We start from the raw sequence: 22,937 nt of genomic DNA on the forward strand, positions 1-22,937 counted from the left end.
CCCACAGTAGAACGTGCCCGCTGTAGCTTTAGATTTTGATTTTGCCTTTGCTTCACCACACTCAAGCCGGCCTGTAGGCCGCTGTGCTTTGCTTTTGATCTGCTTTTGATCTTGATCTTAGGCGCCCCGTTAAACCACGCTGGCCGAACGCAGGTAGTACGGAGCGGGTAAACCGGCAGGACGCCGGTTTAGCCGCGACGGGGCAGGGACGCCCCGTCGCGGCGGCCCGCTTCGTGCTGCCGGAGTGCGGGCACACCGAGCCTAAGCGAGGTGCCGAGTGGTGGGGCAAGAGCGTTTTGCTTACTTTTGCGCTTTTCAAAAGTGAGCCGCTGTAAGAGCGGAACCCATAGCGGCCGTTACAAAAACAACGGATATGTACACCTCTACTAAGGATCCAACACCCCCCCGCTGTAACTGTCAGACACCCGCGAACCGGTAAACTTGGCCACCACCGCCCCCTGGGACACCAACCGCTCCCGATGCCCGGTCACCATGCGCCCGGTTTGCGCCGCATACAGCACCACTTCGGAAGCCGGATCCCCAGGCCGCCGGATAATCCGTGCAAACCGCTCCCCCTCTTCCACCTGCTCGCCCAGGCCTTTCTCAAACACCAACACCCCGGCACACGGCGCCAGAATGGTCTCCATACACCCCATGTCCACCACCTGCCCCCGCCAATCGGCAATCACCGGGGCTTCGTCGATCACCCCGCTTGCACAGAGCCAGGCCCAGATACCATCGCCATCCTGCCCGGCCAGGGCGTCACTCACATCCGCCTGCCCGCGCAATTCAATGGTCGCCGCCATTCGGGGGTTGGCGTGATTGATGATGGTTTCCTCAAACGACCCGTCGCCGCCCTCGTCCCAGACAATCACCACATCCACCTGCAACGCCGCCGCCAATGCCCGGCCCTCGGGCCAAAAACTGCGGTGGATATACAGGTACGGCAGCGCTTCATCATCCGTGTGCAGGTCCAGCACCAACTCGGCATCGGCCGCCAGTTGCACCAGGCTTTTCTGCCATTGCGCCAGGTTGCTGGCCGGGCGCTCCATCGCCAATGAATGATCGAATGCCCGGTTAAAATTTTGCCCGGTGGCTTCGTGAAAACGCCCCAGCAACCGCCCCTGGCGAAACTGGCCAATGCCGAACGGGTTGGCCTGGGGCACCACCGTCACCGTGCCTTTGAGCCGCCCCTGCTCCTGGCACGCCTGCAAACGCGGCAACAGTTGGTGCAGCACCAGCATCCCGGCGATCTCGTCGGCGTGCACACCGGCTTGCAGGTGCACCCGCGGACCGCTACCGTCTCCCTCGAAGCGCCAGGCGCCGATGTGCAAGGTGTTCCCGGAATCGCCCGGGACTTGCCACGAAAGGTCTTTTGCCATGCCGTTGCCCTCCTCTTGTTGGATCTGTGGGTATATATTGAACACACGTTCAACCATGTATCTTGACCAAGGGTGTGCCTGTGACCGAAGACCGTCGCGACCTGTTGATTGCCGCCACCCTCACCAGCCTCGCCCGGGACGGGCATGCCGGCATTTCCGTGCGGCGCATCGCCGCTGAAGCCGGGGTTTCGGTGGGGTTGCTCAATCACCATTTCGGCAGCATCGATGCCCTGATCGCCGAGACCTACCACAAGCTCGCCAGCGAACTGACCACCGCCCTGTGGCAGGAAGTCGATCAGGCCCAAGGCCCGGCGGCGCGGCTGGATGCATTCCTCGCCGGGTCGTTTTCCTCACGGGTCATGGACCCGAAATTGCTCGGTGTGTGGGTGGTGTTCTGGAGCCTGATCCGCCATTCGGACCACGTGAACGACTCCCACGAAAAAAGCTACCGCGCCTACCTCGAACTGATTCGCCAATTGCTCGACGACCTGGCCGCGAGCGAAGGCTTTGTGATCCACGACACGCGCCTGGCGGCCATCGGCTTATCGGCGATGCTCGACGGACTCTGGCTCGAGTGGTGCCTCAACCCCGGCACCTTCAGCCCCGCCAACGGGCTGCACATCTGCCGCTGCTGGATACAGGGGCTGCGTCACGGAGCATTCGGCGCCGACCACGTCCTGTGACACGGGATGCCGGGCACTGAGCATGGCCAGGGTGCCGCTGATGGCGATCAGCACCGCGCCGAAGATCAGCGACACGTCCATCACCGTGCCCCACACCAGGCTCGACAGCAGGAACGCCCAGATCAACCCGGTGTACTCAAACGGTGCTAACAGCGTCGCCGTGGCCCGGCGGAAACTCGCAAACAGCAGGAACTGGCCAATGCCACCCACCAGCCCGGCGCCGAGCATACCCAGCCACGCCGGTGTGGGTGACGGTGTATGCGTCCAGGGCAGCGTCACCGCCATGCAGATCACAAACACCACGTTGGTGATCAGCATCTGTTCCAGCACTGAAGTGTTGTCGTCTACCTGGCGCAGCTGGATATAGGTAAACGCCCAGCACAGCGCCGCCGCCAGCGTCAGGCCGATAGGCAGCGGGTCGACCATGCTGCTGGGACGACAGGCGATCACCACGCCCACAAAGCCGATGATCAGCGAAAGCCACTGGCCACGACTGGCGCGCTCCTTGAGGATCAGCGCTGCCAGCAAGGTGACCATGATCGGCGCGGAAAAATACAGGGTGGTCATTTCCGCCAGGGTCAGGTCCTTGGCCGCGGTGTAGTAAAGCAACCAGGCCAGCAGCGACAGCAGGCCGCGGATGATCAACAGCTTGCGGCTGACCGAATTCCAGGCCCGCTTGAGCAGGCCAAGGCGCCCGGCGATCACGCACGCGGTGACCACCACCAGGCTGCGCCAGAACAGGATGGTGAACACTGAATAGTCGGCCACCAGCCATTTGATTCCGGCGTCCTGCAATGCCAGGAACGCATAGGCCAGCGAGCACAGGGCAATCCCTTGCAACGAGCGATCGGTTTTCATCCGGCCGACCTGCGCAACGGTGTGCCACGCCGCTCGGCAATCGCGTACAGGGCTTCAATCAGGAACGTCAGGCACAGGTAAACCCCGGCCACCAACAGCAGCGGCTGATAGATCTGCAAGGTCTGGGCACGCACCACGTTGGCGGCGCCGAGCAGGTCGACCACCGCGATGGTGGACGCCAGTGCCGTGGACTTGAGCAACATCACCGTCTCCCCCGCGAGTGTCGGCAGCAACAGGCGCATCGCTCGTGGCAAGCGCACCCGCAACAGTGCCTGGCGTGGCGTCATGCCGAACGCCGAGGCGGCTTCCATTTCGCCCTTGGGCACCGCCAGCAGGCCGCCGCGAATCACTTCACCGACGTAGGCGCCTACCGAGAGCACCAGGGCGAACACAATGTACCAGTAGCCGTCCCGCAGGAACGGCCACAGGAAGCTTGCGCGAATCATCGGGAACTGGGCAAACAGGCTGCCCAGGCCGTAGTAAAAGATGTAGATCTGGATCAGCAACGGCGTGCCCCGCAGCACGCTGGTGTACCCCAGCGCACAACGGGCCAGCCACTTGCGCCGCGACAGCCGCGCCAACGCCACCAGCACCGCCAGGGCGAAGCCCAACAGTGCCGAGATCACCAACAGCGACAGGGTCGTCTGCAAGCCCTTGGCGATCAGTCCTGCGTAATAACTTATCCACTCAGGCATGTGCGGCTCACTCGACAACCGGCATCCAGCGACGAATACGTCGTTCCAGGCGCCCGGACAGGTAGTTGGAGGCCAATGTCACCAGGTAATACAAGGCGGCGGCCGTGAGGTAGAACAACAGGTAATGCCGGGTCGAGCCCGCGGCCTGCTTGGCGGTGTACAGCAGTTCGTTGGTGCCCACCACGCTGATCAGCGCGCTGTCCTTGATCAGGTTGATCCACAGGTTGGACATGCCGGCCAGCGCGTATGGCGCCATGATCGGCAGGGTCACCCGGCGGAACAGGCCAAAGCCGCTCAAGCCAAAGGCCCGTGCCGCTTCGATCTGCCCGTGGGGAATCGCCAGGATCGCCGCGCGGAAAATCTCCGAGGCGTATGCGCCTTGCACCAGGCCCAGCACCAGGATCGCCACCAGCGGCCCGCTGATATTGAACTGCTCGAACCCCAGCCACAGCATCAATGCGTTGAGAGCCATGGAGCCTGCGTAATACAACAACAGGATCAGCAGCAACTCGGGCACCGCGCGGAACACCGTGGTGTAGCCGCGCATCAGCATGGCAATCGGGCGCGGCGCACTGAGCTTGGCACAGGCCACCACCAGGCCGATCAGCAGCCCCACCGCAAACGAGCCGGCGGAGATCTGCAGGGTCATCCATAACCCTTTGAGCAGTGCGTTGCCCCAGCCTTGCTCGCTGAAGTTGAGTAGATCGAACATCGGCGCTCCCTATTTCTATGACAAGCAATGACCCTCTGGCGAGGGAGCTTGCTGTTGCGACGGAGCTTTTGTGGCTAGGGTGTTGCTGTGGTGAGGGAGCTGTTGTGGCGAGGGAGCTTGCTCCCGCTGGACTGCGTAGCAGGCCCATTTTTTGGGGGCGCTTCGCACCCCAGCGGGAGCAAGCTCCCTCGCCACAACAGCTCCCTCATCACAAGAGCTCTCTCATTACAGCAAGCTCCCTCACCACAAAAGCGCCCCCCTCTACCGGGTTAGTTTGTGTAGGGGCTGTCACATACTTTGCTGATGTAGGCTGGCGTGTCGGCGCGCTTGCACGGGCTCACCGACACACCAAACACACTCTGCGACAGGTCAGCGTAGTCCTTGCTCACCAGCAACTCACCGATGGCCTTGTCCAGACGGGCCTTGAGTTCAGTGTCTTCCTTGCGCAGGCCAGCGCCCACGCCACGGCCGATGATCGGGTCGTAAGGCACTTCGGCGATCTCGGCCAGCCCCTGGGCTTCAGGAGTTTTCACCATCATGGCGATGGCGACACCGTCGGCCATCATCAAGTCGGTGCGCCCGGCAATCAGGTCGGCGTTGGCCGATTCCTGGGTGTCGTAGTACTTCAGGTCAGCAATTTTCTCGTAGTACTTCTTCAGGTAGTTGGCACTGACCGTGGAGATCTGCACGCCGATGATCTTGCCCTTCAGCCCTGCCGGCGAAACCTCGACAGTCGTGCCCTTCGGCCCAGCAATGCCCAGCAGCGAATCGTAGTAGGCGCGGCTGAACGCGATCTGTTTTTCACGCTCTTCGGTGACCGACATCGAGGAGAAGATCACGTCGATTTTCTTCGCCAGCAACGACGGAATAATCCCGTCCCACGCCACTTCCTTGATCTGGCACTCGGCTTTCATCAAGCCGCAGAGCTTGTGGATCAGGTCCACCTCAAAGCCCGTCCACTCGCCGTTACCGCCCTTTACCGTAAACGGTGGGTAAGGTTCTGCCGCTACCGCGAACACGATGGGTTTCTCCGCCGCCAACGCAGTACCTGCCGCCAGCATCAACACTGCACTGCTCAACCACTTTGCCAAACGTTTGGATTTCATGATCTTGCCCCGTCTTTTTTTGGAGTTAGCGAGTTTGATGCGCGTTGACGAACTGCCGGCAACGTTCACTGCGTGGGTCGATAAACACTGAGTCCGGCGAGCCGGTTTCCTCGATCAGGCCTTGGTGCAAAAACGCGACTTTGGATGACACATCCCGGGCGAACGCCATTTCATGGGTGACCAGGATCATGGTGCGGCCTTCCTCGGCCAGGGAACGAATCACCCGCAGCACTTCGCCCACCAGTTCCGGGTCCAGGGCCGAGGTGGGTTCGTCGAACAACATGACTTTGGGGCGCATGGCCAGGGCGCGGGCGATGGCCACCCGCTGCTGCTGGCCGCCGGAGAGGAACGCCGGGTATTCGTTGCGCTTGGCGGCCAGGCCGACCCGGTCGAGCAAGGCCTCGGCGCGTTCGATGGCTTCGGCACGGCTTTCCCGCAGCACCTGGATCGGCGCTTCGATCAGGTTTTCCAGCACGGTGCGATGGGGCCACAGGTTGAAGTTCTGGAACACCATGCCCAGCGTCGAGCGGATCCGTACCAGCTGTTTGGCGTCGGCCACCAGCGGTGCGCCGGGGCGGCCGTAGTTGAGTTTGATGCTTTCACCGTCCACATGAATGCTGCCCTGGTCCGGCACTTCGAGCATGTTGATGCACCGCAGCAGGGTGCTTTTGCCCGAGCCGCTGGCGCCGATCAGCGAGATCACCTCGCCTTCGTGGGCCGTCAGGGAAATGCCCTTGAGCACTTCGATATTGCCGAAGCGTTTGTGCAGGTCGAGCACCTCGATCATCTTTTTCGCGACCACCGGCTGCACGCTGATGATTTTTGCCGCAGGTTCTATGCGTGGCTCGCCGGCGAGCTTGGCGACGAAGCGGCTGATGCGCTCGCAGGCCTCGGCCAGTCGCGCTTCACCCAGGGTGAATGACAACCGCACAAAGCCCTGTGCCGGCTCACCGAAAGCGGCAGCATCCAGTACGGAAACCCCCGCTTCGCGGAACAGCCGCCAGGCGAAGTCCAGGGAACTGAGGCCGGTGTCCCGCACATCCACCAGCACGAACATGCCGGCTTGCGGGGCGCGGACATGAATGCCCGGGCAACCGGCGAGGCCGGTCACCACCAGGTCGCGGCGACGACGGTAGGTCTCACGCATGCCATGGGTGACTTCATCGTGGGCCAGCACGGCGGCGGTCGCGGCTTGCATCACAAACCCCGGCAAGCCGTACAGCATGCTCAACACCAGGGTTTCGGCGTGGGCCACCATGGCAGGTTCTGCGACGATCCAGCCGATGCGCCAGCCGGTCATGGCGTGGGATTTGGACAGGCTGCCAATCACGATGCAACGCTCGGCCATGCCCGGCAGCGCGGCCAGGCTGTGGTACTCACCGTCGAACACCAGGCTTTCGTAGACCTCGTCCACCACGACCCACAGTTCATGCTCGATCGCCAGGTCGGCAATCGCTTGCAGCTCCTGGGGGGTGAGCACCACGCCTGTGGGGTTATTGGGGTTGGAGAAGAAAATCGCCCGGGTGCGCGGCGTGATGGCGGCGGCCAGCAGCGCCGGGTCAAGACGAAAACCCGAGTCGGCGGAACACGGCACCCGCACCAGCGTTGCGCCGCTGGCCTTGAGGGTAGCTTCATAGGTGACATACATCGGGTCGAGGACGATCACTTCATCACCGGCCTGCAACAGGCACAGCGAGGTGACGAACAAGGCGTTTTGCGCACCGGCCACGGTGATGACGTTTTCAGCGCTCAGCGGTCGGGCCAGGGATTTGCTGTAACGGGCGGCAATCGCATCCCGCAGCGCCGGGCGGCCGGGAATTTCGGTGTAGTGGGTGTCGCCCTGGCGCAGGGCTTCGACGGCGGCGTCGGTGATGAACGAAGGTGTGGCGAAATCCGGGTCGCCGACACTCAGGATAATGATGTCTTCACCTTTGCTGCTGGCCTGGAACGCGGCGTGGTGGATGTCCCAGGCGGCTACGCCCTGCCCTGCAATTCGCTCAACAAAGGGTGAAAACCGCATGCCAGTGCCTCTCGTTCAATCAGAAAAAGCGCAAGCCCGCTTGTTGGCAAGCGGGGGGTTGCAGCCAACATAATTGAAACTGAACACTCGTTCAACGGCAAAATCAGCGGATGTCGTTAACAGCTAAAACAGGTCGTTGTGGTGGTTTGCCCATCAGGTTGCACTGGTGGTCTTGCAGCTCCTCGGCAGACGCCAGGTTCCACTCCTTGAGGGTCAGCCGGGTGGTCAACAGCACGAAGTTGCCATCTGCCTCGGGTGCCAGCAACAGGCTGTAGCTGGCCATGGCGTCGCCCTGGGCCTGTACGTACTCATTCAGGATGGCGAGCGGGTCACGCAGGTCGAAGTCTGCCGCCGACAGGGTACGGGCACTGTAGGTGTGCCCCTGCAGTTTCACCGGCAGGGTTTGCCAGTGCTCGTCGAGGGTCGCGGCGCGTTCGTTGAGGGTGTTGAACACATCGGGGCGCAGGCAGGCGATATGGATATGCAGCTGGTTTTGCGAGCGGCCATACCGGGAGTTGATCGCCAGCGACACATAGCGGTCGGCAATCGGCGCAGGCAGGCCGCTGGACAGTACCGCGTGGTTCTTCCAGGCCTGGGCGAAGTAATGCGGCAGCAAATCCCGGGTCAGGGCAATGTCTTCGATGCCGGTGACCTTGTCGGTGGGGATCAACAAGTCCTGATACGGGCCGTTGAGGTCCTTGAGCAGCACGAAGCCCTTGTCCGGGTCCACCTTGAGGCATGGGCTGGGGTTTTGGTGCTGGTTCTGGTCGGGCACGCATTGGCGGCTGACGATCTGCCACAGCACATCGGGGTTGCCCCGCCATTTCAAGGCGCCCGCCAACGCCGCCACACACAACAAGCCACCGATAAGCGTAAATACGGTACCGCGCTTCATGCCAAAAACCTCGACGCCAAAGGGATGTCTATTGTTGTTTTGCAACTGCCGGACATCCCTGTCGCAAAGGTTAACGTGTGGCCGGGGCCATAAATTCCGGCCCAACCGGATCTTTTATCGTGTTGGCCAGAATACGGTCGATATGTTGCAGGTCATCGGCGGTCAGTTGCCAGCCGAAGGCGTCCTCGATGCCTTTGAGTTGCTCGGGGCGGCGGGCGCCCCACAGCGCCACCGTCGGGCCCTGGTCCAGTACCCAGCGCAACGCCAGGGCCAGCACGGACTTGCCGTGGCATTCGCGGGCATACACATCCAGCGCCGCGACCGCTGCCAGGTATTGCTCAAAGCGTGGCGCCTTGAATTTCGGGTCGAGCTTGCGCACATCATCCCCGGTAAAGCGCGTGGCGGCGTGCATGCTACCGGTCAACAGGCCCCGGCACAGGGAACCGTAGGCCAGTACCACCAAGGAATTTTGCTTGGCGTACGGCAGGATGTCGCTGTCGATCGCCCGTTCGAACAGGTTGTAGGGCGGCTGCACCGTGTCCAGGTGGGTGTACTGGCGGAAGTCGTCCATTTGCGCAGGGGCGTAATTGCTCACGCCCACGGCGAGAATCTTGCCTTCGCGGCGCAATTTTTCCAGCTCGCCGGCGGTCTCTTCCTGGGCCACCAGCGGGTCGGGCCAGTGGATCTGGTAGAGGTCGATGTAGTCGGTTTCGAGGCGCAGCAGCGAGTCTTCGATTTCCTTGCGGATGCGCTGGGCCGTGGCGTTGCGGCGCACGGTGCCGTCGTCCCATTGCAGGCCGGCCTTGGTGGCGATCACCGCGGTATGACGCACGCCGCGCAGGGCCCGGCCAATCAGTTCTTCAGACAAACCGAGGCCGTACACCGGCGCACTGTCGATAAAGTTGATGCCGCTGGCCAGCGCATGGCGGATGGTCTTGATCGACACCTCACTGTCGGCACCGCCCCACATCGAACCGCCCATGGACCAGGTGCCCAAGGCAATCCGCGAGACTGCCTTGTCGATCCCCGGGATCTTGATGGTTTCGATACTCATTAAAAAAGCCTCCGCCAGAAACATTCAGTAAAAAAACGATTACTCTAGATCATCCGAGGTTGAATCGGGCTCAACGCCGCGTGAAACCCAAACCCTACAAAAGGTGCTTGATATGGCAGCGTTCAACCGCTCCGAGTTGGCCGACCTGAATGTGTTCATGGCGATCATCCGTCGCCGTAGTTTCCGGCATGCCGCCCACGAACTGGGCGTCACCACCTCGGCCCTGAGCCACACCATGCGCAACCTGGAAACCCGCCTGGGCGTCAAGCTGCTCTACCGCACCAGCCGTGCCGTGGAACCTACCGATGCCGGCGTGGTGCTGGCGGAAAAACTCAGTGCCGGCTTCGCGACGATCCAGGATGGCCTCGACACCCTTGAGCTGTACCGCGAGGCGCCGATTGGCCGGCTGCGCCTGAACGTACCCCGGGACGCGGCCGTGTTGCTGATCTCGCCGGTGCTGGGGGAATTCACCCGCACCTACCCGCAACTGCGCCTGGACGTGATGATCGAAGACCGCATGCTCGACATCGTCGCCGAAGGCTACGACGCGGGCATCCGCTATGGCGCCACGGTACCCCAGGACATGGTGGCCGTGCCGCTCACCGGCGAGTTGCGCTGGATCATGGTCGCCTCCCCTGCCTACCTGGCAACCGCCGGAACGCCCAAGGTGCCCAAAGACCTGCTCGCGCATTCCTGTGTGCGCATGTACCTGGGCGACAAGACCACCTACAAGTGGGAGCTGGGCAACGGCGCCCGCCAACAGCGCCTGGACGTGCCCGGCCACTTCAGCGCGGCCGACACCCAGACCATCGTCGATGCCGCGCTGCAAGGCGTGGGTATCGCCTACTGCCTGGAAAATCGCGTGCTATCGGAACTGGCAGACGGCGGCCTGGTGGAAGTGCTGCCCGACTGGGCCTGCATCGGCGCGCCGCTGTGCATGTACTACCCCAGTCGCCGGCAGTCGCAGCCGGGGTTGCGCCAGCTGATCGACATGATCCGCCTGAAAACCATCGGTTCGCAGTTGCTGGAATCACATTGAACCTGCACCGGGCCGCACTCCTCAAACCTGCATAGACCACGGCCTGGTGCACACCCTATGACGTTTATTCTGTGGATGGCCGTACTGGGTGCCGTCTTGCTCACCCTCGCCCTCACCTCCTCCTACCTGCGCTGGATGCCGGTCACCACGTCGGCTGTATGCCTGCTGCTGGGTATCGGCATCGGCCCGCTGGGCATGGACCTGCTGCACCTGGACATAAAGGGTTCCGCCCGCTGGATGGAGCATCTGACGGAAGTCGCGGTGCTGTTCTCGCTGTTTGTCAGCGGGCTGAAATTGCGCCTGCCACTCAAGCATCGCACCTGGCGTATCGCGTTTGGCATGGCCGGCCCGGTAATGCTCTTGACCATCCTCGGGACGTGCCTGGTGCTGCATTGGCTGCTGGGTTTGTCGTGGGGCGTTTCGCTGTTGGTGGGGGCGATTCTCGCGCCCACCGACCCGGTGCTGGCGGGCCTGGTGCAGGTCAACAACGCCCAGGACTATGACGCGCTGCGTTTCGGCCTCTCCGGTGAGGCGGGCTTGAACGATGGTACCGCCTTCCCGTTTGTGATCTTTGCGCTGATCTTCATGCAGCACGGCGGGTTCGACGGTGACTGGCTGGGCGGCTGGGTCCTGAAGAACCTGCTCTGGGCAGTACCTGCCGGGTTGCTTGTAGGGTACTGGATGGGCCGTGGCATCGGCCAGGTCACCCTCAAGATGCGTATCACCAATGCCGACAGCACCCTGTCACCCAATGATTACCTGACCCTGGCCTTGATCGCCCTCGCCTATGTAGTGGCCGAAGCCATCGGCGGCTATGGCTTTCTTTCGGTGTTTGCCGCCGGCCTCGGGCTGCGGCAGGCCGAGTTCAAGTCCACGGGCAACGCTCAAACCCCTGCCGAGCATTTGGCGCAACCGGTGGTCGGTCACATGGAGGTTGAGCCGGAGAACGCATTGCATGGGGATGTCGGGCAGTTACAGGACACGCAGATCGCCGCCGGGGTGATGATGGGCGACATGCTCGCCTTCGGCAGCCTGGTGGAACGTTCGATGGAAGTGTTCCTGGTCACGCTGCTGGGCGTGGTGCTGGCCAGCCATTGGGATTGGCGAGCGCTGGTGGTAGGCGCGGTGCTGTTTTGCGTGATTCGCCCGCTCAGTGTGCTGTCGATACCCTGGGGCACCCTGCTGGATCGCAATCAACGCGGGCTGGTGGGCTGGTTCGGGATTCGCGGGATCGGCAGCATCTACTACCTGTTCTACGCCATCAACCATGGGCTGGTGGGCACCAGCAGCACCGTGGCGGTGAACCTGACGCTGTCGGTCATTGCCCTGAGCATCATCGTTCATGGCCTCAGCACACAGCCGATGCTGGTGTGGTATGAACGACGTGCCCAGGCACAACGATGAGGGCTATTCCTGGTTTTCGGTGTTGCCGACGTCGGCGGCATCATCCAGGTCGTTAAGCGGTACTTCGGCATCATCCATCAACGAGCCCGGGTCTTCATTGCCCGGGTCATTGAGTTCATCGTCATCTTCCAGGTCTACAGACATGACCGTCTCCTCTAACCGCCTTGGGTATCGATATCGGCATCGGTTTCAGGCTTGGGCTCGCGCTCGGGCTTGAAGTCTGGACTGTAGTCGTTTTCTTTGGCTTTTGGGTCGGTGGCAGGCGCTGGGTCTTTGGGCGCGTCTGCGCCTGTGCCCGGTGCCGGCTCGCCGCGGTCGATGGCCGGGTCGTTACGGTTGCTGACTTGGGGATCGTTGTCTGTGCTCATGGCTCACCTCTGTTGAAAAACGCAGACTGCGTAAAGGTAAGGTCGTGCGCCGTGGGATGAAGTTCCCGTAAGTTATGAACCCGGGTTGTCCACCTGGATATAGAACGCATAGGCCCCCAGGATTACCCAGAACACCATGAACAGCCACGGCGCACGCATCGAGAACAGCAGCGACTTGCGATAGCCCTTGTGGGACGACTCCATTTCACTGAACAGCGGCGATTCATCATAGGCCAGGCCCATGACCGGCTCGCTGCGCAGCAGTTCGCTCTGCTTGTAGTGCCAGTGATCGATGATGTCGTACGCCGCCCGAATGCCCGGCCAGGCGTTCAGGGAACTGAGGATGCCGAGCATCGCCAGGAATACCGGCACCACCAGGGTGAACAGCTTGCCCCATTCCGGGTTGAGGTTGCCCATGCCGGAAACGAAGGCGATCACCAGGAACGACTGCGCCGTGAGGTAGGCGTCGGTGCGGTTGGCCAGGATGCTGGTTTCGTACTGGATCTCGCGCCGGTAGAAATCGAGACGGTCCTTGGGCGAACCGAAAATCTTCGCGTTGTGTTCGCTGTGGTCGGTCTGGTTCGACTCCGGAGTGTCGGGTGAAATGATTCTGGGCACATCCGTGCTCCGTGCTGGCATTTGAAGCAGTTTAGAAGAACCGGGCTGGTGCAAAGTTCAAGTAATCAGTGCACCGTTTTGAGGCGATAGAGCTACATCTGTGGCGAGGGAGCTTGCTCCCGCTGGACCGGGACAGCGCTCCAGTGCACAGCGCTCTCATTCCTTTTTGGGGCCGCTGCGCAGCCCAGCGGGAGCAAGCTCCCTCGCCACAAGGTGGATGGCACAGGCATTGCTTTATTGATTCATCTGCCCGGATACAGGAGCAATCGTTACCCCCCGACCCAGAGCCCACCCCAAAAGAAAGTAAGGACCAGGTCTGCTGGCACCATCAGCCACGGGCTCATAAAAAAATGCGTTTTCTAAAGCGGCAGTGCCAAAGCGCAGTTAGTCCCGGCACTGACAAGGTAATTGGAATGGCTCGATCTTTCTTTGATGAAATGAATGACGCACAAGGCGTTTGCCGTGCGCACTATCAGGAATTCTCCCGCTGGCTGGCCAATACGCCGCCAGAACTGCTGGCCCAGCGCCGCCGTGAAGCCGACCTGCTGTTTCACCGCGCCGGGATCACTTTCACCCTGTATGGCGACGAGCAAGACACCGAGCGCCTGATCCCCTTCGACATCATCCCCCGCAGCATTCCCGCCAGTGAGTGGAGCGTCATCGAGCGCGGCTGTATCCAGCGGGTGAACGCACTGAACATGTTCCTTGCCGACATCTACCACGACCAGCGCATCATCAAGGCCGGGATCATCCCCGCCGACCAGGTGCTGGGCAACGAGGGTTACCAGAAGGCGATGGTCGGGCTGGACCTGCACCGCGATATCTACTCGCACATCTCCGGGGTCGACCTGGTACGCGACGGCGACGGCACCTACTACGTGCTCGAAGACAACCTGCGCACCCCCAGCGGCGTGAGCTATATGCTCGAAGACCGCAAGATGATGATGCGGTTGTTCCCCGAGGTGTTCGCCAAGCAGCGCATCGCCCCGGTGGACCACTACCCCAACCTGCTGCTCAAGACCCTGAAAAGCTCCAGCCGCCTGGACAACCCGAATGTGGTGGTGCTGACGCCGGGGCGCTTCAACAGCGCGTTTTTTGAACATGCGTTCCTGGCCCGGGAAATGGGCGTGGAGCTGGTGGAAGGCGCCGACCTGTTCGTGCACGACCTCAAGGTGTTCATGCGCACCACCGACGGCCCCAAGGCCGTGGATGTGATCTACCGCCGAATCGACGACGCGTTCCTCGACCCGCAAGCCTTCAACCCCGACTCGATGCTCGGCGTGCCCGGCCTGGTGGCGGCCTACTGCGCAGGCAATGTGGTGCTGGCGAATGCCATCGGTACCGGCGTGGCGGACGACAAGTCGATCTACCCATACGTGCCGGAAATGATCCGGTTCTACCTGGATGAAGAGCCGGTGCTGCAAAACGTGCCGACCTTCCAGTGTCGCAAGCCGGATGAGCTGTCCCACGTCCTCGCGCACCTGCCGGAACTGGTGGTCAAGGAAACCCAGGGCTCCGGCGGCTACGGCATGCTGGTGGGCCCCGCCTCCACCGCTGCCGAGATCGAAGACTTCCGTCAACGCATCAAGGCCCGCCCCCACGCCTACATCGCCCAACCGACCTTGAGCTTGTCCACCTGCCCGACCTTTGTCGAAAACGGCATCGCGCCACGGCATATCGACCTGCGGCCGTTCGTGCTGTCGGGCAAGGAAACCCGCCTGGTACCCGGCGGCCTCACCCGCGTGGCACTGCGTGAAGGCTCATTGATCGTCAACTCGTCGCAAGGCGGCGGAACCAAGGACACCTGGGTGGTGGAGGGCTGAGTATGCTGAGTAGAACCGCCGCAGATCTGTATTGGATGTCCCGTTACCTGGAGCGTGCCGAGAACCTGGCGCGCATGCTGGAAGTCAGTTATTCGCTGTCATTGATGCCCCAGGCCGGGCGCAGTGACGGGCTGGATGAGTTGGCCATGTCGTTGCTCAGCAGCGGCACCCTGGACAGTTACCTCGAACGTCATCAGCAACTGGATGCCGAGCGCATGTTGCACTTCTTCGCCCTGGATGAGGAAAACCCCGCGAGTATCTACAACTGCCTGCGGGCCGCCCGGGGCAACGCCCATGCGGTGCGCGGCCGGATCACCGCCGACATGTGGGAAAACCTCAACGCCACCTGGCTGGAGATGCGCAGCATTGCGGCCGGTGGGCTGGCGCGCCATGGCATCAGCCACTTTTGTGACTGGGTGAAGCAGCGTTCGCACCTGTTTCGCGGGGCGACGTCCGGGACGATCATGCGCAATGACGCGTATCGGTTTATTCGCCTGGGCACGTTTGTCGAGCGGGCGGATAACACCTTGAGGCTGCTGGACGCACGGTATGAGATGTTTGGGGAAGAGTCCGAAGAGGTCAGTGATCTTTCGGCGCGTGGGTATTACCAGTGGAGCGCGTTGTTGCGGGCCCTGTCGTCGTTTGAGGCGTACACGGAGCTGTATCCGAATGCGCTGAATGCACGGTCGGTGTCGGAGCTGTTGCTGTTGCGCAGTGATGTGCCGCGGTCGTTGCATGCGTGTATTGAGGAATTGAGCCATATCCTGGCGGACTTGCCCGGGAGTTATGGGCGTACGGCGCAGCGTTTGGCGGCGGAGTTTGAGGCGCGGCTGAGGTATACCGGGATTGATGAGATTCTGGAGGATGGGCTGCATAGCCGGCTGACGGAGTTTATCGACACCGTGCGGGAGTTGGCGCGGGCGATTCATAGTTCGTATCTGGAGGTGGTCTGAACACCGGTGCAGAACCCATGTGGGAGCTGGCAAGCCAGCTCCCACCTTTGAAATGTGCTGGGGTTGGGTTATTGGTTTTTCACCAGTACGGGCTCGGCGCGGTATTGGTCGGGGAACAGTTTTTTCAGCTGTTTCACCTTGGGCAGGTCGTTGATCACGATGTACGGGTAGGACGGGTTTTCCGTCAGGAAGTCCTGGTGGTACGACTCGGCCGGGTAGAAGGCTTTGCCCATCTCGATCCTGGTCACGATCGGCTTGTCGAAGGATTTGGCCGCGTCGAGCTGGGCGATGTAGGCCTGGGCGACTTTTTGCTGTTCGGCATTCTGGGCAAAGATCGCCGAGCGGTACTGGGTGCCGCTGTCCGGGCCCTGGCGGTTGAGTTCCGTGGGGTTGTGGGCCACTGAGAAGTAGATCTGCAGCAGCTTGCCGTAGCTGACCTTGCTCGGGTCGTAGGTCACGGAGACGGACTCGGCATGGCCGGTGTCGCCGCCGCTGACGCTTTCGTACTGGGCGGTGCTGGCCGCGCCGCCGTCATAGCCGGAGACGGCGTTTTTCACGCCCTGTACGTGTTGGAACACGCCCTGCACGCCCCAGAAGCAGCCGCCGGCAAACACGGCGGTTTGCAGGTTGCTGCCGTCTGCCGGCAGGTCCATGGCCGGGGGCGCGATGGCTACGGCGTCGTCGGATGGGCCGAAGGAGAAGGCCGAGCTGTGGCCAACGAAGGCGGCGAATGCCAGCGCTGGTAAATATTTGAATAGCTTCATAAGGTTCACTCCAAAAAAGGCTGATCAAACCCGGTCAACTGTGGGGGCTGGCTTGCCTGCGATGGCGGCGGTGAATTCAACACCGCTATCGCAGGCAAGCCAGCTCCCACATTGATCGGGTTTCCACTCCAGGATTTCGCTGTTGGCTTAGCCGAAGGTGAAGGCGTAGGCCGCCACTTGCGGGTCAATAAATTCGATGGTGAATGTCCGGTCCTTGACGGCGCCCGGCTGGCGCACCAACTGGTACAAGCGTTGTTCGGTCACGGTGCCGCTGCCATCCGGGGCGACGTCGGTGCCGTGGGCATCCCCCGGCGCCTGGCCGTCGACGGTGACTTTGAAGCGCACCGGCTTGCCGTCGGCGCCAGGGCCCAGCACCAGGTGCAGGTCTCGGGCGTGGAAGCGGTAGACGATCTTGCCGTTGGCCGCCGCGAGGGTGGCTTGCTGGCCGCCCACGTTCCATTGGCCTTCCAGGGTCCAGTCATTCAGGGCCAGGTTGCCGGCCGCCGGGTAATTCACGACCTTGTCGGTACCCAGGGTGGCGGTGGACACGAAGTTCTCGGCGCGCTGGAAGCCCAGGTAGGTTTCCGGCGATTGCACTTCGTTCATGTCCGGTGCGGCCTGGATGCCTTTGGCGTCTGCTTCGATCAAGCCTCCCGCCACCTTGGTCGCGCCGGCTTCACGCAGCAGCTGCTGGATAACCCGTTCGGACTCGGCGTAGTCACCCTCGCCAAAATGGTGGTAGCGGATCTGGCCCTTGGCGTCGGCAAAGTAATGCGCCGGCCAGTACTGGTTGTTGAAGGCGCGCCAGATCTTGTAGTTGTTGTCGATGGCCACCGGGTAGGTGATGCCCAGGTCCTTCATGGCCTTGGTGACGTTGTTCACGTCACGCTCGAAGGCGAATTCCGGGGCGTGCACACCGATCACTACGAGGCCTTGATCGCGGTACTTCTCGGCCCAGGCCTTGACGTACGGCAAGGTGCGCAGGCAGTTGATGCAGGAGTAGGTCCAGAAATCCACCAGCACTACCTTGCCTTTCAATGCCTCGGCGGTCAGGGGCTCGGAGTTCAGCCATTGCACGGCGCCGTCCAGCGGCGGCAACTGGCCTTCCACCGGCAGTGCGTCGCTATGGTTGGCAGACATCATCATCGCGCCACCGGCCATCATCGCCCCGCTCTTCTGTTCGGGCTTGGCGCCGAGTTTCTCCACCAGGCTTTGTTCCAGGCCACCGGTGGACGCCGTCGACAGGCGCGCCAGGATCCCGGTGTCCAGGCCCAGGGCGATCGCCGCCACACCGGCCAGCATCAACGCACCCAAGCCGCGACGCAGCCATTCACCGGCGCCCAGGGAGCGCTTCATGAAACCGAAGACTTTACCGCCGACCAGCAACGCCAGGGCCAGGGAGGTGGCAGCGCCGGCCGCGTAGGCCAGCAAGAGCAAGGTAGTGCCGATACTGGCGCCCTGCAGCGCGGCGCCCGTCAGCACCAGCCCCAGGATCGGCCCGGCGCACGGCGCCCACAGCAGCCCGGTGGCCACGCCGATCAGGAATGAGGCGCCTGGACGCGGCCGCGAATCGGCCCCGGCGGCTTCCGACAGGCGACTGCCTGCGGCCACCAGTGGCCGGGTCAGGCGCTCGGACAGGCTGGGCAGCAGCAGCGTCAGCCCGAATAGCGCAACAAACAGCAACGCGAGCCAGCGACCGTACTGATTGACTTGTACCACCCAACCGCCGCCCACCGCCGCGAGTGAGGCGACCAGGGCGAAGGTCATCGCCATCCCCAGCAACAGCGGCAAGCCACTGCGCAAAAACGGCTGGCCGGTGCGAGCGAAGACAAAAGGCAGAACCGGCAGGATGCACGGGCTGACAATCGTCAGCACGCCGCCCAGATATGCGAGAACCAAAAGCCACATGGGGTAGACCCTTATAGGAAGACATTGAATTAAGCCGCGGTGAACGTCATGGCTGCGCCGTTCATGCAGTAGCGCAGGCCGGTGGGGGCTGGGCCGTCATCGAACACGTGGCCCTGATGGCCGCCACAGCGGCGGCAGTGGATTTCCTTGCGTACCACGCCGAAGGAGGTGTCGACGTGGCTGGCCACGGCGTTTTCCAGGGGTTGCCAGAAACTTGGCCAACCGGTGTGGCTTTCGAATTTGGTGGCTGAGGAATACAGGGGCAGTGCGCAACCGGCGCAGGCGAAGGTGCCGTTGCGGTGTTCGTCATTGAGGGCGCTGCTGTAGGGGCGTTCGGTGCCCTCCTCCCGCAGGATCGCGTATTGCTCGGCGCTCAGCAGGGTGCGCCATTCGGCGTCGGTGTGGCTGACTTCGAAGTTTTCGGCGGCTTCGGCTTCTGCGATCAGGGCGGGGCCGGCGTTGATTTTTTGCAGCAGGCCGCCGGCGGTGACTGCAAGGCCGAGGCCGCCGCCGGCGAGCAGGATCTGTCGACGTGAATACATGAGTTTCTCCTAAGCTCCAACTCTATATGGCCGGCAAATGACCCTGTGGCTGGAACTGTGGCGAGGGAGCTTGCTCCCGCTGGGGCGCGTAGCGGCCCCAAAAAACCGGGAGCGCTACGCACTCCAGCGGGAGCAAGCTCCCTCGCCACAATGATTGGGTTGTGTATTTTTGCCATTGCGAGGGTGAAGGTTAGGCCTGCTGTGGTCGCGGAATCCTCACGCAGAGTTAAACAATTCGTGATAACTACACTGTTGCAAAAGCCGCACAATGCGCGAATCAAGAAGACAGGTTTTTATCAATGGATCAGCCCAAACGTGTCCTGGTGGTCGAGGACGATGCCCATATTGCCGATTTGATCTGCCTGCACTTGCGGGACGAGCAGTTCGAGGTGGTCCACAGTGCCGACGGCGATGAAGGCCTGCGCCTGCTGGAACAAGGCGGCTGGGATGCGCTGATCCTCGACCTGATGTTGCCCGGCGTCGACGGCCTGGAAATCTGCCGGCGCGCCCGGGCCATGACGCGCTACACGCCGATCATTATCACCAGTGCCCGTTCCAGCGAGCTGCATCGCATCCTGGGCCTGGAGCTGGGGGCCGATGATTACCTGGCCAAGCCGTTTTCCATGCCGGAGCTGGTGGCGCGGGTCAAGGCGCTGTTGCGCCGGGTCGACGCCATGGCACGCAACCTGAAGATGGACGCCGGCAGCCTCGACCTCGGCCAGTTGTTCATCAACCCGCTGACCCGTGACGCCACCCTGCAAGGCCAGCGGCTGGATCTCACGCCCCGGGAGTTCGACCTGCTGTATTTTTTCGCCCGTCAGCCGGGCAAGGTGTTTTCGCGCATGGACCTGCTCAACGCCGTGTGGGGCTACAGCCACGAAGGCTATGAACACACGGTCAACACCCACATCAACCGCCTGCGGGCCAAGGTCGAGGCCGACCCGGCCAACCCGGCGCGCATCCTCACGGTGTGGGGCCGTGGCTACAAATTTGCCGAGCAGTCGGCATGAGGCTGACCCTTACCCAACGCCTGTCCCTGGTGTTCGCCCTGCTGCTGCTGATTTGCAGCGGCACCTCGGCGTGGCTGCAAGTGCGCTCCAACCACATGCATGAACTGGAAGTGGTGCAAGGCCTGTCCCGCGACCTGGCCGCACACATCGCCCGTGATACCCAACTGATGGACGCCGATGGGCTCAAGCCGGACGCGGTGCGCAACCTGTTCAGCCAGTTGATGCTGGTGAACCCGAGTGTCGAGGTGTACCTGCTGGACATCAACGGCCGCGTGGTCGGCAATGCCGCCCCCAGCGGCCACCTGCGCCGGGACCAGGTCAACCTGGAACCGGTGCGCCGTTTCCTCAGCGGCGCGATGCTGCCGATCCTCGGCGACGACCCGCGCAGCGTCGACGGCCTCAAGGTGTTCAGCGCCGCGCCGCTGCGGGTCAACGGCCAGCAAGCCGGCTACTTGTATGTGGTGCTGCTGGGCGAAGCCCATGATGTGTTCGACGCCAGGGACGCCACCGGCATGGCCTTGAACATCGCCCTGTGGTCCATCGCCCTGGTGGCATTGCTGTGCCTGTTGGCGGGCTTGACCGCATTTGCCTGGATCACCCGGCCGCTGCGGCAGTTGACCGAAAAGATCGGCCAGTTCGATATCAATGGCGCACCGAAAGTCCTGCAAGCTGTGGCCCCGGAGGTTACCAGCCAGGATGAAATCGCCGTGCTCGACCACGCCTTTGTACAGATGGAGAACCGCCTGGGCGAACAATGGCGCGCCATCACCCATCAAGAGCAGGAACGCCGGGAGATGGTCGCGAATATTTCCCATGACCTGCGTACTCCATTGGCCTCCTTGCATGGCTACCTGGAAACCCTGTCCCTGAAAGACGCCAGCCTGACCCCACAGGAGCGCCGGCGCTACCTGGGCATCGCCCTGGACCAAAGCCGCAAGGTGGGCGGCCTGGCCCAGTCGCTGCTGGAACTGGTACGCCTGGAGCACGGTTTTGTGCAGCCGGTGATCGAAGGGTTCTCGTTGCCCGACCTGGTGCAGGACATCTTCCAGAAATTCGAACTCACGGCCGAAGCCCGCAGCATCACCCTCACCGCCAGCCTGCCGCCTGTGGTACCTACCGTATTGGCGGACCTGGGCCTGATCGAACGGGTGCTCACCAACCTGTTGGATAACGCCCTGCGCCACACGCCGCTCAATGGCAACGTTGAAGTGACACTGGCGCCCAGGGCCGGTCTTGTTGAAGTGACCGTCAGCGACAGCGGCCCGGGGATCGCGGCGGATTTGCGCGAAGGCCTGTTCCTGCGCGCGTTCACCATTGGCGGCGCCCGTCGTGATGGCGGGCTGGGCTTGCGCATCGTGCACCGGATTTTGCAATTGCACGGCCAGGAAATCCGCCTGATTGATGTAGCTGGGCGCGGCGCGACCTTCACGTTCGCCCTAGAAACCCGGCCAGCAGTTCGTTGACCTTGGCCCCCTGCTCGTTCTGAATCCAGTGGCCGCAGTTGGCCAGGACGGCTTGTTGCAGATTCGGCACGGATTCGGGCATGCGCTTGAGGGTGTGGGCTTCGAACACGCCCACCGGGTCGCGGTCGCCAATCAGGAACAGCGTCGGTTGCAGCACCTGCTTGCCGGCGAGAAACTCGGTGCGTTGCCAGTTGCGCTCGAAGTTGCGGTACCAGTTCAGCGGGCCGCGGAAGCCGTCGCCGGCGAAGGTCTGTACATACACGTCGAGGTCCTGCTGGCGACACCACGCCGGGAGCTTGCCCGGCAGTGAAACACCTTCCAGCAAGGTGGCGCTGGCGGGTTTCTTCTGCAGGAACACATCCTGGTCCTGCATGAACAAGCGCAAGGTCCGCTCGATATCGGCATCCAGTTCCTTTTCGGCCACACCCGGCGTCTGGAAGTACAGGATGTAATTGAAGCGATCGGCATACAGCTCACGCATGATTTCGATCACCGGCCTGCGGGAGCGCCCGGCAAAAGGCACCGACATCGTCACCAGCCGGGTGACGCGCTCAGGCTCCAGCAACGCCAGGTGCCAGGCCACCACGGCGCCCCAGTCATGCCCGACCATGACGACCTGGCGATGCCCGAACAGGTCCATGGCGCCCTGGATATCGGCGCACAGCGTCAGCAGATCATAGTCGGCCACTTCCGGCGGCGCGCTGGATTGTCCATAGCCGCGCATTTCCGGGACAAACACCCGATAACCCTGGGCCACCAGCGCCGGAATCTGCTCGCGCCAGGAGTGCCAGCACTCGGGAAACCCATGCAGCAACCACACCGGCGGGCCGCCCTCGGGCCCTGCGATGTGCACGTTCAGTTCAATGCCGTTGACCTTGACCTTCTGCTGCTGGATATCGCTCATCACGGGGTTCCTTGTGTGGGGTACGCTCGCGGTATTCCCGGGGAGAACAGGCCATCACGCGCTTGAAAGCATTGCTGAAGGCGCTGTCTGACTGATAACCCAGGGCCTGGCCGATCGTGGACACGCTGTTGTCGCTGGCTTTCAACGCCTGCACTGCCAGGTGCATGCGCCAACCGGTCAGGTACTCCTGCGGTGCCAACCCCACCCGTTGCTTGAAGTGCAAGGCAAAGGTGGAGCGGGATTGACTCGCCACATCGGCCATTTCACTCAATGTCCATCGGCGGGCCGGCGCGGCGTGAATTTCCCGCAACACCGGGGCCAGCCTCGGATCGTTAAGCGCCGCCAACCAGCCGGTAGTACTGGCGCCCATGGAAGATTGATAGAGCCGCAGGATTTGCACCAGCATCATTTGCGCCAAATGCTCGGTCATCAATGCCGCGCCTTGCAACGGGCTGGCGTATTCCCGGGCCAGGCGCATCGGCACCGCGAGCCCTTCCACCTCCAGCCAGCAACTGCCCTCCACCACCGCGTTGAACTTGATGCCGTCCGGCGCCGCGAAATTGATGGCCCAGGTGCCGCCAGCCTTCAGGCCGGCGAAGGTCGAGCGATGGCTTTTTAGCAGTGCCAGCACATCGGAAAGGGTATCCATAAAAGCTCCGGACGATCGCGACAGAAACACGGACTCTAGGGCATTCCGCGTCCGGGCTCCAGCGGGGAACCTAGGCTTCCCATAAGG

22 protein-coding genes and 1 pseudogene are annotated in these 22,937 nt (G+C 62.4%); 7 read left to right on the forward strand and 16 right to left on the reverse strand.

Annotated elements, in window-relative coordinates; translation table 11 throughout:
• Positions 1-386 precede the first annotated feature (386 nt).
• Positions 387-1,382 (reverse strand): succinylglutamate desuccinylase/aspartoacylase domain-containing protein, encoded by a 996-nt coding sequence (locus HX875_RS20680; RefSeq protein ID WP_177045166.1) that lies wholly within the window; start codon positions 1,380-1,382, stop codon positions 387-389.
• A gap of 158 nt (positions 1,383-1,540) precedes the next feature.
• Here HX875_RS20680 and HX875_RS20685 point away from each other — a divergent pair.
• A pseudogene (locus tag HX875_RS20685) lies at positions 1,541-1,969 on the forward strand (TetR family transcriptional regulator C-terminal domain-containing protein); the annotation flags it as partial.
• Here the strand turns inward: HX875_RS20685 and HX875_RS32825 are convergent.
• The 7 genes from HX875_RS32825 to HX875_RS20715 form a co-directional block, all read right to left on the reverse strand.
• A complete protein-coding gene (locus HX875_RS32825; protein ID WP_177115301.1) occupies positions 1,925-2,923 on the reverse strand; it encodes a DMT family transporter in 999 nt (332 codons plus the stop codon). The pseudogene HX875_RS20685 and the gene HX875_RS32825 overlap by 45 nt on opposite strands.
• A complete protein-coding gene (locus HX875_RS20690; RefSeq protein ID WP_177045170.1) occupies positions 2,920-3,618 on the reverse strand; it encodes an ABC transporter permease in 699 nt (232 codons plus the stop codon). Before HX875_RS20690 ends, HX875_RS32825 begins: the two co-directional genes overlap by 4 nt.
• Before the next feature lie 7 nt (positions 3,619-3,625).
• Positions 3,626-4,330 (reverse strand): ABC transporter permease, encoded by a 705-nt coding sequence (locus HX875_RS20695; protein ID WP_177045172.1) that lies wholly within the window; start codon positions 4,328-4,330, stop codon positions 3,626-3,628.
• A 269-nt stretch (positions 4,331-4,599) separates the two neighbouring features.
• Complete coding sequence (locus HX875_RS20700) at positions 4,600-5,436, reverse strand: transporter substrate-binding domain-containing protein (protein ID WP_177045174.1); 837 nt, start codon at positions 5,434-5,436, stop codon at positions 4,600-4,602.
• A 25-nt stretch (positions 5,437-5,461) separates the two neighbouring features.
• Positions 5,462-7,456, reverse strand: coding sequence for an aminotransferase class I/II-fold pyridoxal phosphate-dependent enzyme (locus tag HX875_RS33010; RefSeq protein ID WP_177045176.1), 1,995 nt, complete (start codon positions 7,454-7,456; stop codon positions 5,462-5,464).
• 103 nt (positions 7,457-7,559) lie between these two features.
• Entirely contained in the window at positions 7,560-8,351 is a 792-nt protein-coding gene (locus tag HX875_RS20710; RefSeq protein WP_177045178.1) for a CDP-diacylglycerol diphosphatase, read from the reverse strand.
• Positions 8,352-8,421: 70 nt separating this feature from the next.
• Complete coding sequence (locus tag HX875_RS20715; RefSeq protein WP_177045180.1) at positions 8,422-9,405, reverse strand: aldo/keto reductase; 984 nt, start codon at positions 9,403-9,405, stop codon at positions 8,422-8,424.
• A gap of 112 nt (positions 9,406-9,517) precedes the next feature.
• On the opposite strand from HX875_RS20715, the gene HX875_RS20720 reads away from it, so the two are divergent.
• Positions 9,518-10,444, forward strand: a complete 927-nt coding sequence (locus HX875_RS20720; RefSeq protein WP_177045182.1) for a LysR family transcriptional regulator — start codon at positions 9,518-9,520, stop codon at positions 10,442-10,444.
• 57 nt (positions 10,445-10,501) lie between these two features.
• A complete protein-coding gene (locus tag HX875_RS20725; protein ID WP_177045184.1) occupies positions 10,502-11,848 on the forward strand; it encodes a cation:proton antiporter in 1,347 nt (448 codons plus the stop codon).
• Between the two features lie 3 nt (positions 11,849-11,851).
• Here HX875_RS20725 and HX875_RS20730 read toward each other — a convergent pair whose 3' ends face one another.
• The 3 genes from HX875_RS20730 to HX875_RS20740 all read right to left on the reverse strand — a co-directional run bounded on the left by HX875_RS20730 (position 11,852) and on the right by HX875_RS20740 (position 12,834).
• Positions 11,852-11,992, reverse strand: coding sequence for a hypothetical protein (locus HX875_RS20730; RefSeq protein WP_177045186.1), 141 nt, complete (start codon positions 11,990-11,992; stop codon positions 11,852-11,854).
• Between the two features lie 11 nt (positions 11,993-12,003).
• Complete coding sequence (locus HX875_RS20735) at positions 12,004-12,216, reverse strand: hypothetical protein (RefSeq protein ID WP_177045188.1); 213 nt, start codon at positions 12,214-12,216, stop codon at positions 12,004-12,006.
• A 72-nt stretch (positions 12,217-12,288) separates the two neighbouring features.
• Complete coding sequence (locus tag HX875_RS20740) at positions 12,289-12,834, reverse strand: hypothetical protein (protein ID WP_177045190.1); 546 nt, start codon at positions 12,832-12,834, stop codon at positions 12,289-12,291.
• A gap of 413 nt (positions 12,835-13,247) precedes the next feature.
• Here HX875_RS20740 and HX875_RS20745 point away from each other — a divergent pair, with 413 nt between their 5' ends.
• Together HX875_RS20745 and HX875_RS20750 are read left to right on the forward strand one after the other, a co-directional pair.
• Positions 13,248-14,657, forward strand: coding sequence for a circularly permuted type 2 ATP-grasp protein (locus tag HX875_RS20745; RefSeq protein WP_177045192.1), 1,410 nt, complete (start codon positions 13,248-13,250; stop codon positions 14,655-14,657).
• A gap of 2 nt (positions 14,658-14,659) precedes the next feature.
• Positions 14,660-15,610: an alpha-E domain-containing protein gene (locus HX875_RS20750; RefSeq protein ID WP_010169366.1), complete on the forward strand. Its 951-nt coding sequence runs from the start codon at positions 14,660-14,662 to the stop codon at positions 15,608-15,610.
• 68 nt (positions 15,611-15,678) lie between these two features.
• Here HX875_RS20750 and msrA read toward each other — a convergent pair whose 3' ends face one another.
• The 3 genes from msrA to msrB form a co-directional block, all read right to left on the reverse strand.
• Positions 15,679-16,374: a peptide-methionine (S)-S-oxide reductase MsrA gene (gene msrA / locus HX875_RS20755; RefSeq protein ID WP_177045194.1), complete on the reverse strand. Its 696-nt coding sequence runs from the start codon at positions 16,372-16,374 to the stop codon at positions 15,679-15,681.
• Positions 16,375-16,521: 147 nt separating this feature from the next.
• Complete coding sequence (locus HX875_RS20760) at positions 16,522-18,282, reverse strand: cytochrome c biogenesis protein DipZ (protein WP_177045196.1); 1,761 nt, start codon at positions 18,280-18,282, stop codon at positions 16,522-16,524.
• A gap of 29 nt (positions 18,283-18,311) precedes the next feature.
• Positions 18,312-18,824, reverse strand: coding sequence for a peptide-methionine (R)-S-oxide reductase MsrB (gene msrB / locus HX875_RS20765; protein WP_177045198.1), 513 nt, complete (start codon positions 18,822-18,824; stop codon positions 18,312-18,314).
• A gap of 299 nt (positions 18,825-19,123) precedes the next feature.
• On the opposite strand from msrB, the gene HX875_RS20770 reads away from it, so the two are divergent.
• Positions 19,124-19,834: a response regulator transcription factor gene (locus HX875_RS20770; RefSeq protein WP_003217086.1), complete on the forward strand. Its 711-nt coding sequence runs from the start codon at positions 19,124-19,126 to the stop codon at positions 19,832-19,834.
• Entirely contained in the window at positions 19,831-21,297 is a 1,467-nt protein-coding gene (locus tag HX875_RS20775; RefSeq protein WP_177045200.1) for a sensor histidine kinase, read from the forward strand. The genes HX875_RS20770 and HX875_RS20775 overlap by 4 nt, the downstream gene beginning before the upstream one ends.
• Here the strand turns inward: HX875_RS20775 and HX875_RS20780 are convergent.
• Both HX875_RS20780 and HX875_RS20785 read right to left on the reverse strand, forming a co-directional pair.
• Positions 21,260-22,201 (reverse strand): alpha/beta fold hydrolase, encoded by a 942-nt coding sequence (locus tag HX875_RS20780; protein WP_177045202.1) that lies wholly within the window; start codon positions 22,199-22,201, stop codon positions 21,260-21,262. The genes HX875_RS20775 and HX875_RS20780 overlap by 38 nt on opposite strands.
• A complete protein-coding gene (locus HX875_RS20785; protein ID WP_177045204.1) occupies positions 22,158-22,850 on the reverse strand; it encodes a helix-turn-helix domain-containing protein in 693 nt (230 codons plus the stop codon). Before HX875_RS20785 ends, HX875_RS20780 begins: the two co-directional genes overlap by 44 nt.
• Positions 22,851-22,937: the final 87 nt, after the last annotated feature.

Origin of the sequence: Pseudomonas yamanorum (assembly GCF_013386765.1) — a bacterium.
Classification (GTDB): Bacteria; Pseudomonadota; Gammaproteobacteria; order Pseudomonadales; family Pseudomonadaceae; genus Aquipseudomonas; species Aquipseudomonas yamanorum_A.

Excerpts from the sequence above, each read along its gene's own strand:
- msrB (WP_177045198.1), bottom strand. The coding sequence starts at position 18,824 with ATGTATTCACGTCGACAGATCCTGCTCGCCGGCGGCGGCCTCGGCCTT.
- HX875_RS20750 (WP_010169366.1), top strand. The coding sequence starts at position 14,660 with ATGCTGAGTAGAACCGCCGCAGATCTGTATTGGATGTCCCGTTACCTG.
- HX875_RS20735 (WP_177045188.1), bottom strand. The coding sequence starts at position 12,216 with ATGAGCACAGACAACGATCCCCAAGTCAGCAACCGTAACGACCCGGCC.
- HX875_RS20690 (WP_177045170.1), bottom strand. The coding sequence starts at position 3,618 with ATGCCTGAGTGGATAAGTTATTACGCAGGACTGATCGCCAAGGGCTTG.
- msrA (WP_177045194.1), bottom strand. The coding sequence starts at position 16,374 with ATGAAGCTATTCAAATATTTACCAGCGCTGGCATTCGCCGCCTTCGTT.
- HX875_RS20700 (WP_177045174.1), bottom strand. The coding sequence starts at position 5,436 with ATGAAATCCAAACGTTTGGCAAAGTGGTTGAGCAGTGCAGTGTTGATG.
- HX875_RS20710 (WP_177045178.1), bottom strand. The coding sequence starts at position 8,351 with ATGAAGCGCGGTACCGTATTTACGCTTATCGGTGGCTTGTTGTGTGTG.
- HX875_RS20770 (WP_003217086.1), top strand. The coding sequence starts at position 19,124 with ATGGATCAGCCCAAACGTGTCCTGGTGGTCGAGGACGATGCCCATATT.
- HX875_RS20695 (WP_177045172.1), bottom strand. The coding sequence starts at position 4,330 with ATGTTCGATCTACTCAACTTCAGCGAGCAAGGCTGGGGCAACGCACTG.
- HX875_RS32825 (WP_177115301.1), bottom strand. The coding sequence starts at position 2,923 with ATGAAAACCGATCGCTCGTTGCAAGGGATTGCCCTGTGCTCGCTGGCC.
- HX875_RS20680 (WP_177045166.1), bottom strand. The coding sequence starts at position 1,382 with ATGGCAAAAGACCTTTCGTGGCAAGTCCCGGGCGATTCCGGGAACACC.
- HX875_RS20730 (WP_177045186.1), bottom strand. The coding sequence starts at position 11,992 with ATGTCTGTAGACCTGGAAGATGACGATGAACTCAATGACCCGGGCAAT.
- HX875_RS20715 (WP_177045180.1), bottom strand. The coding sequence starts at position 9,405 with ATGAGTATCGAAACCATCAAGATCCCGGGGATCGACAAGGCAGTCTCG.
- HX875_RS20785 (WP_177045204.1), bottom strand. The coding sequence starts at position 22,850 with ATGGATACCCTTTCCGATGTGCTGGCACTGCTAAAAAGCCATCGCTCG.
- HX875_RS20780 (WP_177045202.1), bottom strand. The coding sequence starts at position 22,201 with ATGAGCGATATCCAGCAGCAGAAGGTCAAGGTCAACGGCATTGAACTG.
- HX875_RS20720 (WP_177045182.1), top strand. The coding sequence starts at position 9,518 with ATGGCAGCGTTCAACCGCTCCGAGTTGGCCGACCTGAATGTGTTCATG.
- HX875_RS33010 (WP_177045176.1), bottom strand. The coding sequence starts at position 7,456 with ATGCGGTTTTCACCCTTTGTTGAGCGAATTGCAGGGCAGGGCGTAGCC.
- HX875_RS20775 (WP_177045200.1), top strand. The coding sequence starts at position 19,831 with ATGAGGCTGACCCTTACCCAACGCCTGTCCCTGGTGTTCGCCCTGCTG.
- HX875_RS20725 (WP_177045184.1), top strand. The coding sequence starts at position 10,502 with ATGACGTTTATTCTGTGGATGGCCGTACTGGGTGCCGTCTTGCTCACC.
- HX875_RS20745 (WP_177045192.1), top strand. The coding sequence starts at position 13,248 with ATGGCTCGATCTTTCTTTGATGAAATGAATGACGCACAAGGCGTTTGC.
- HX875_RS20760 (WP_177045196.1), bottom strand. The coding sequence starts at position 18,282 with ATGTGGCTTTTGGTTCTCGCATATCTGGGCGGCGTGCTGACGATTGTC.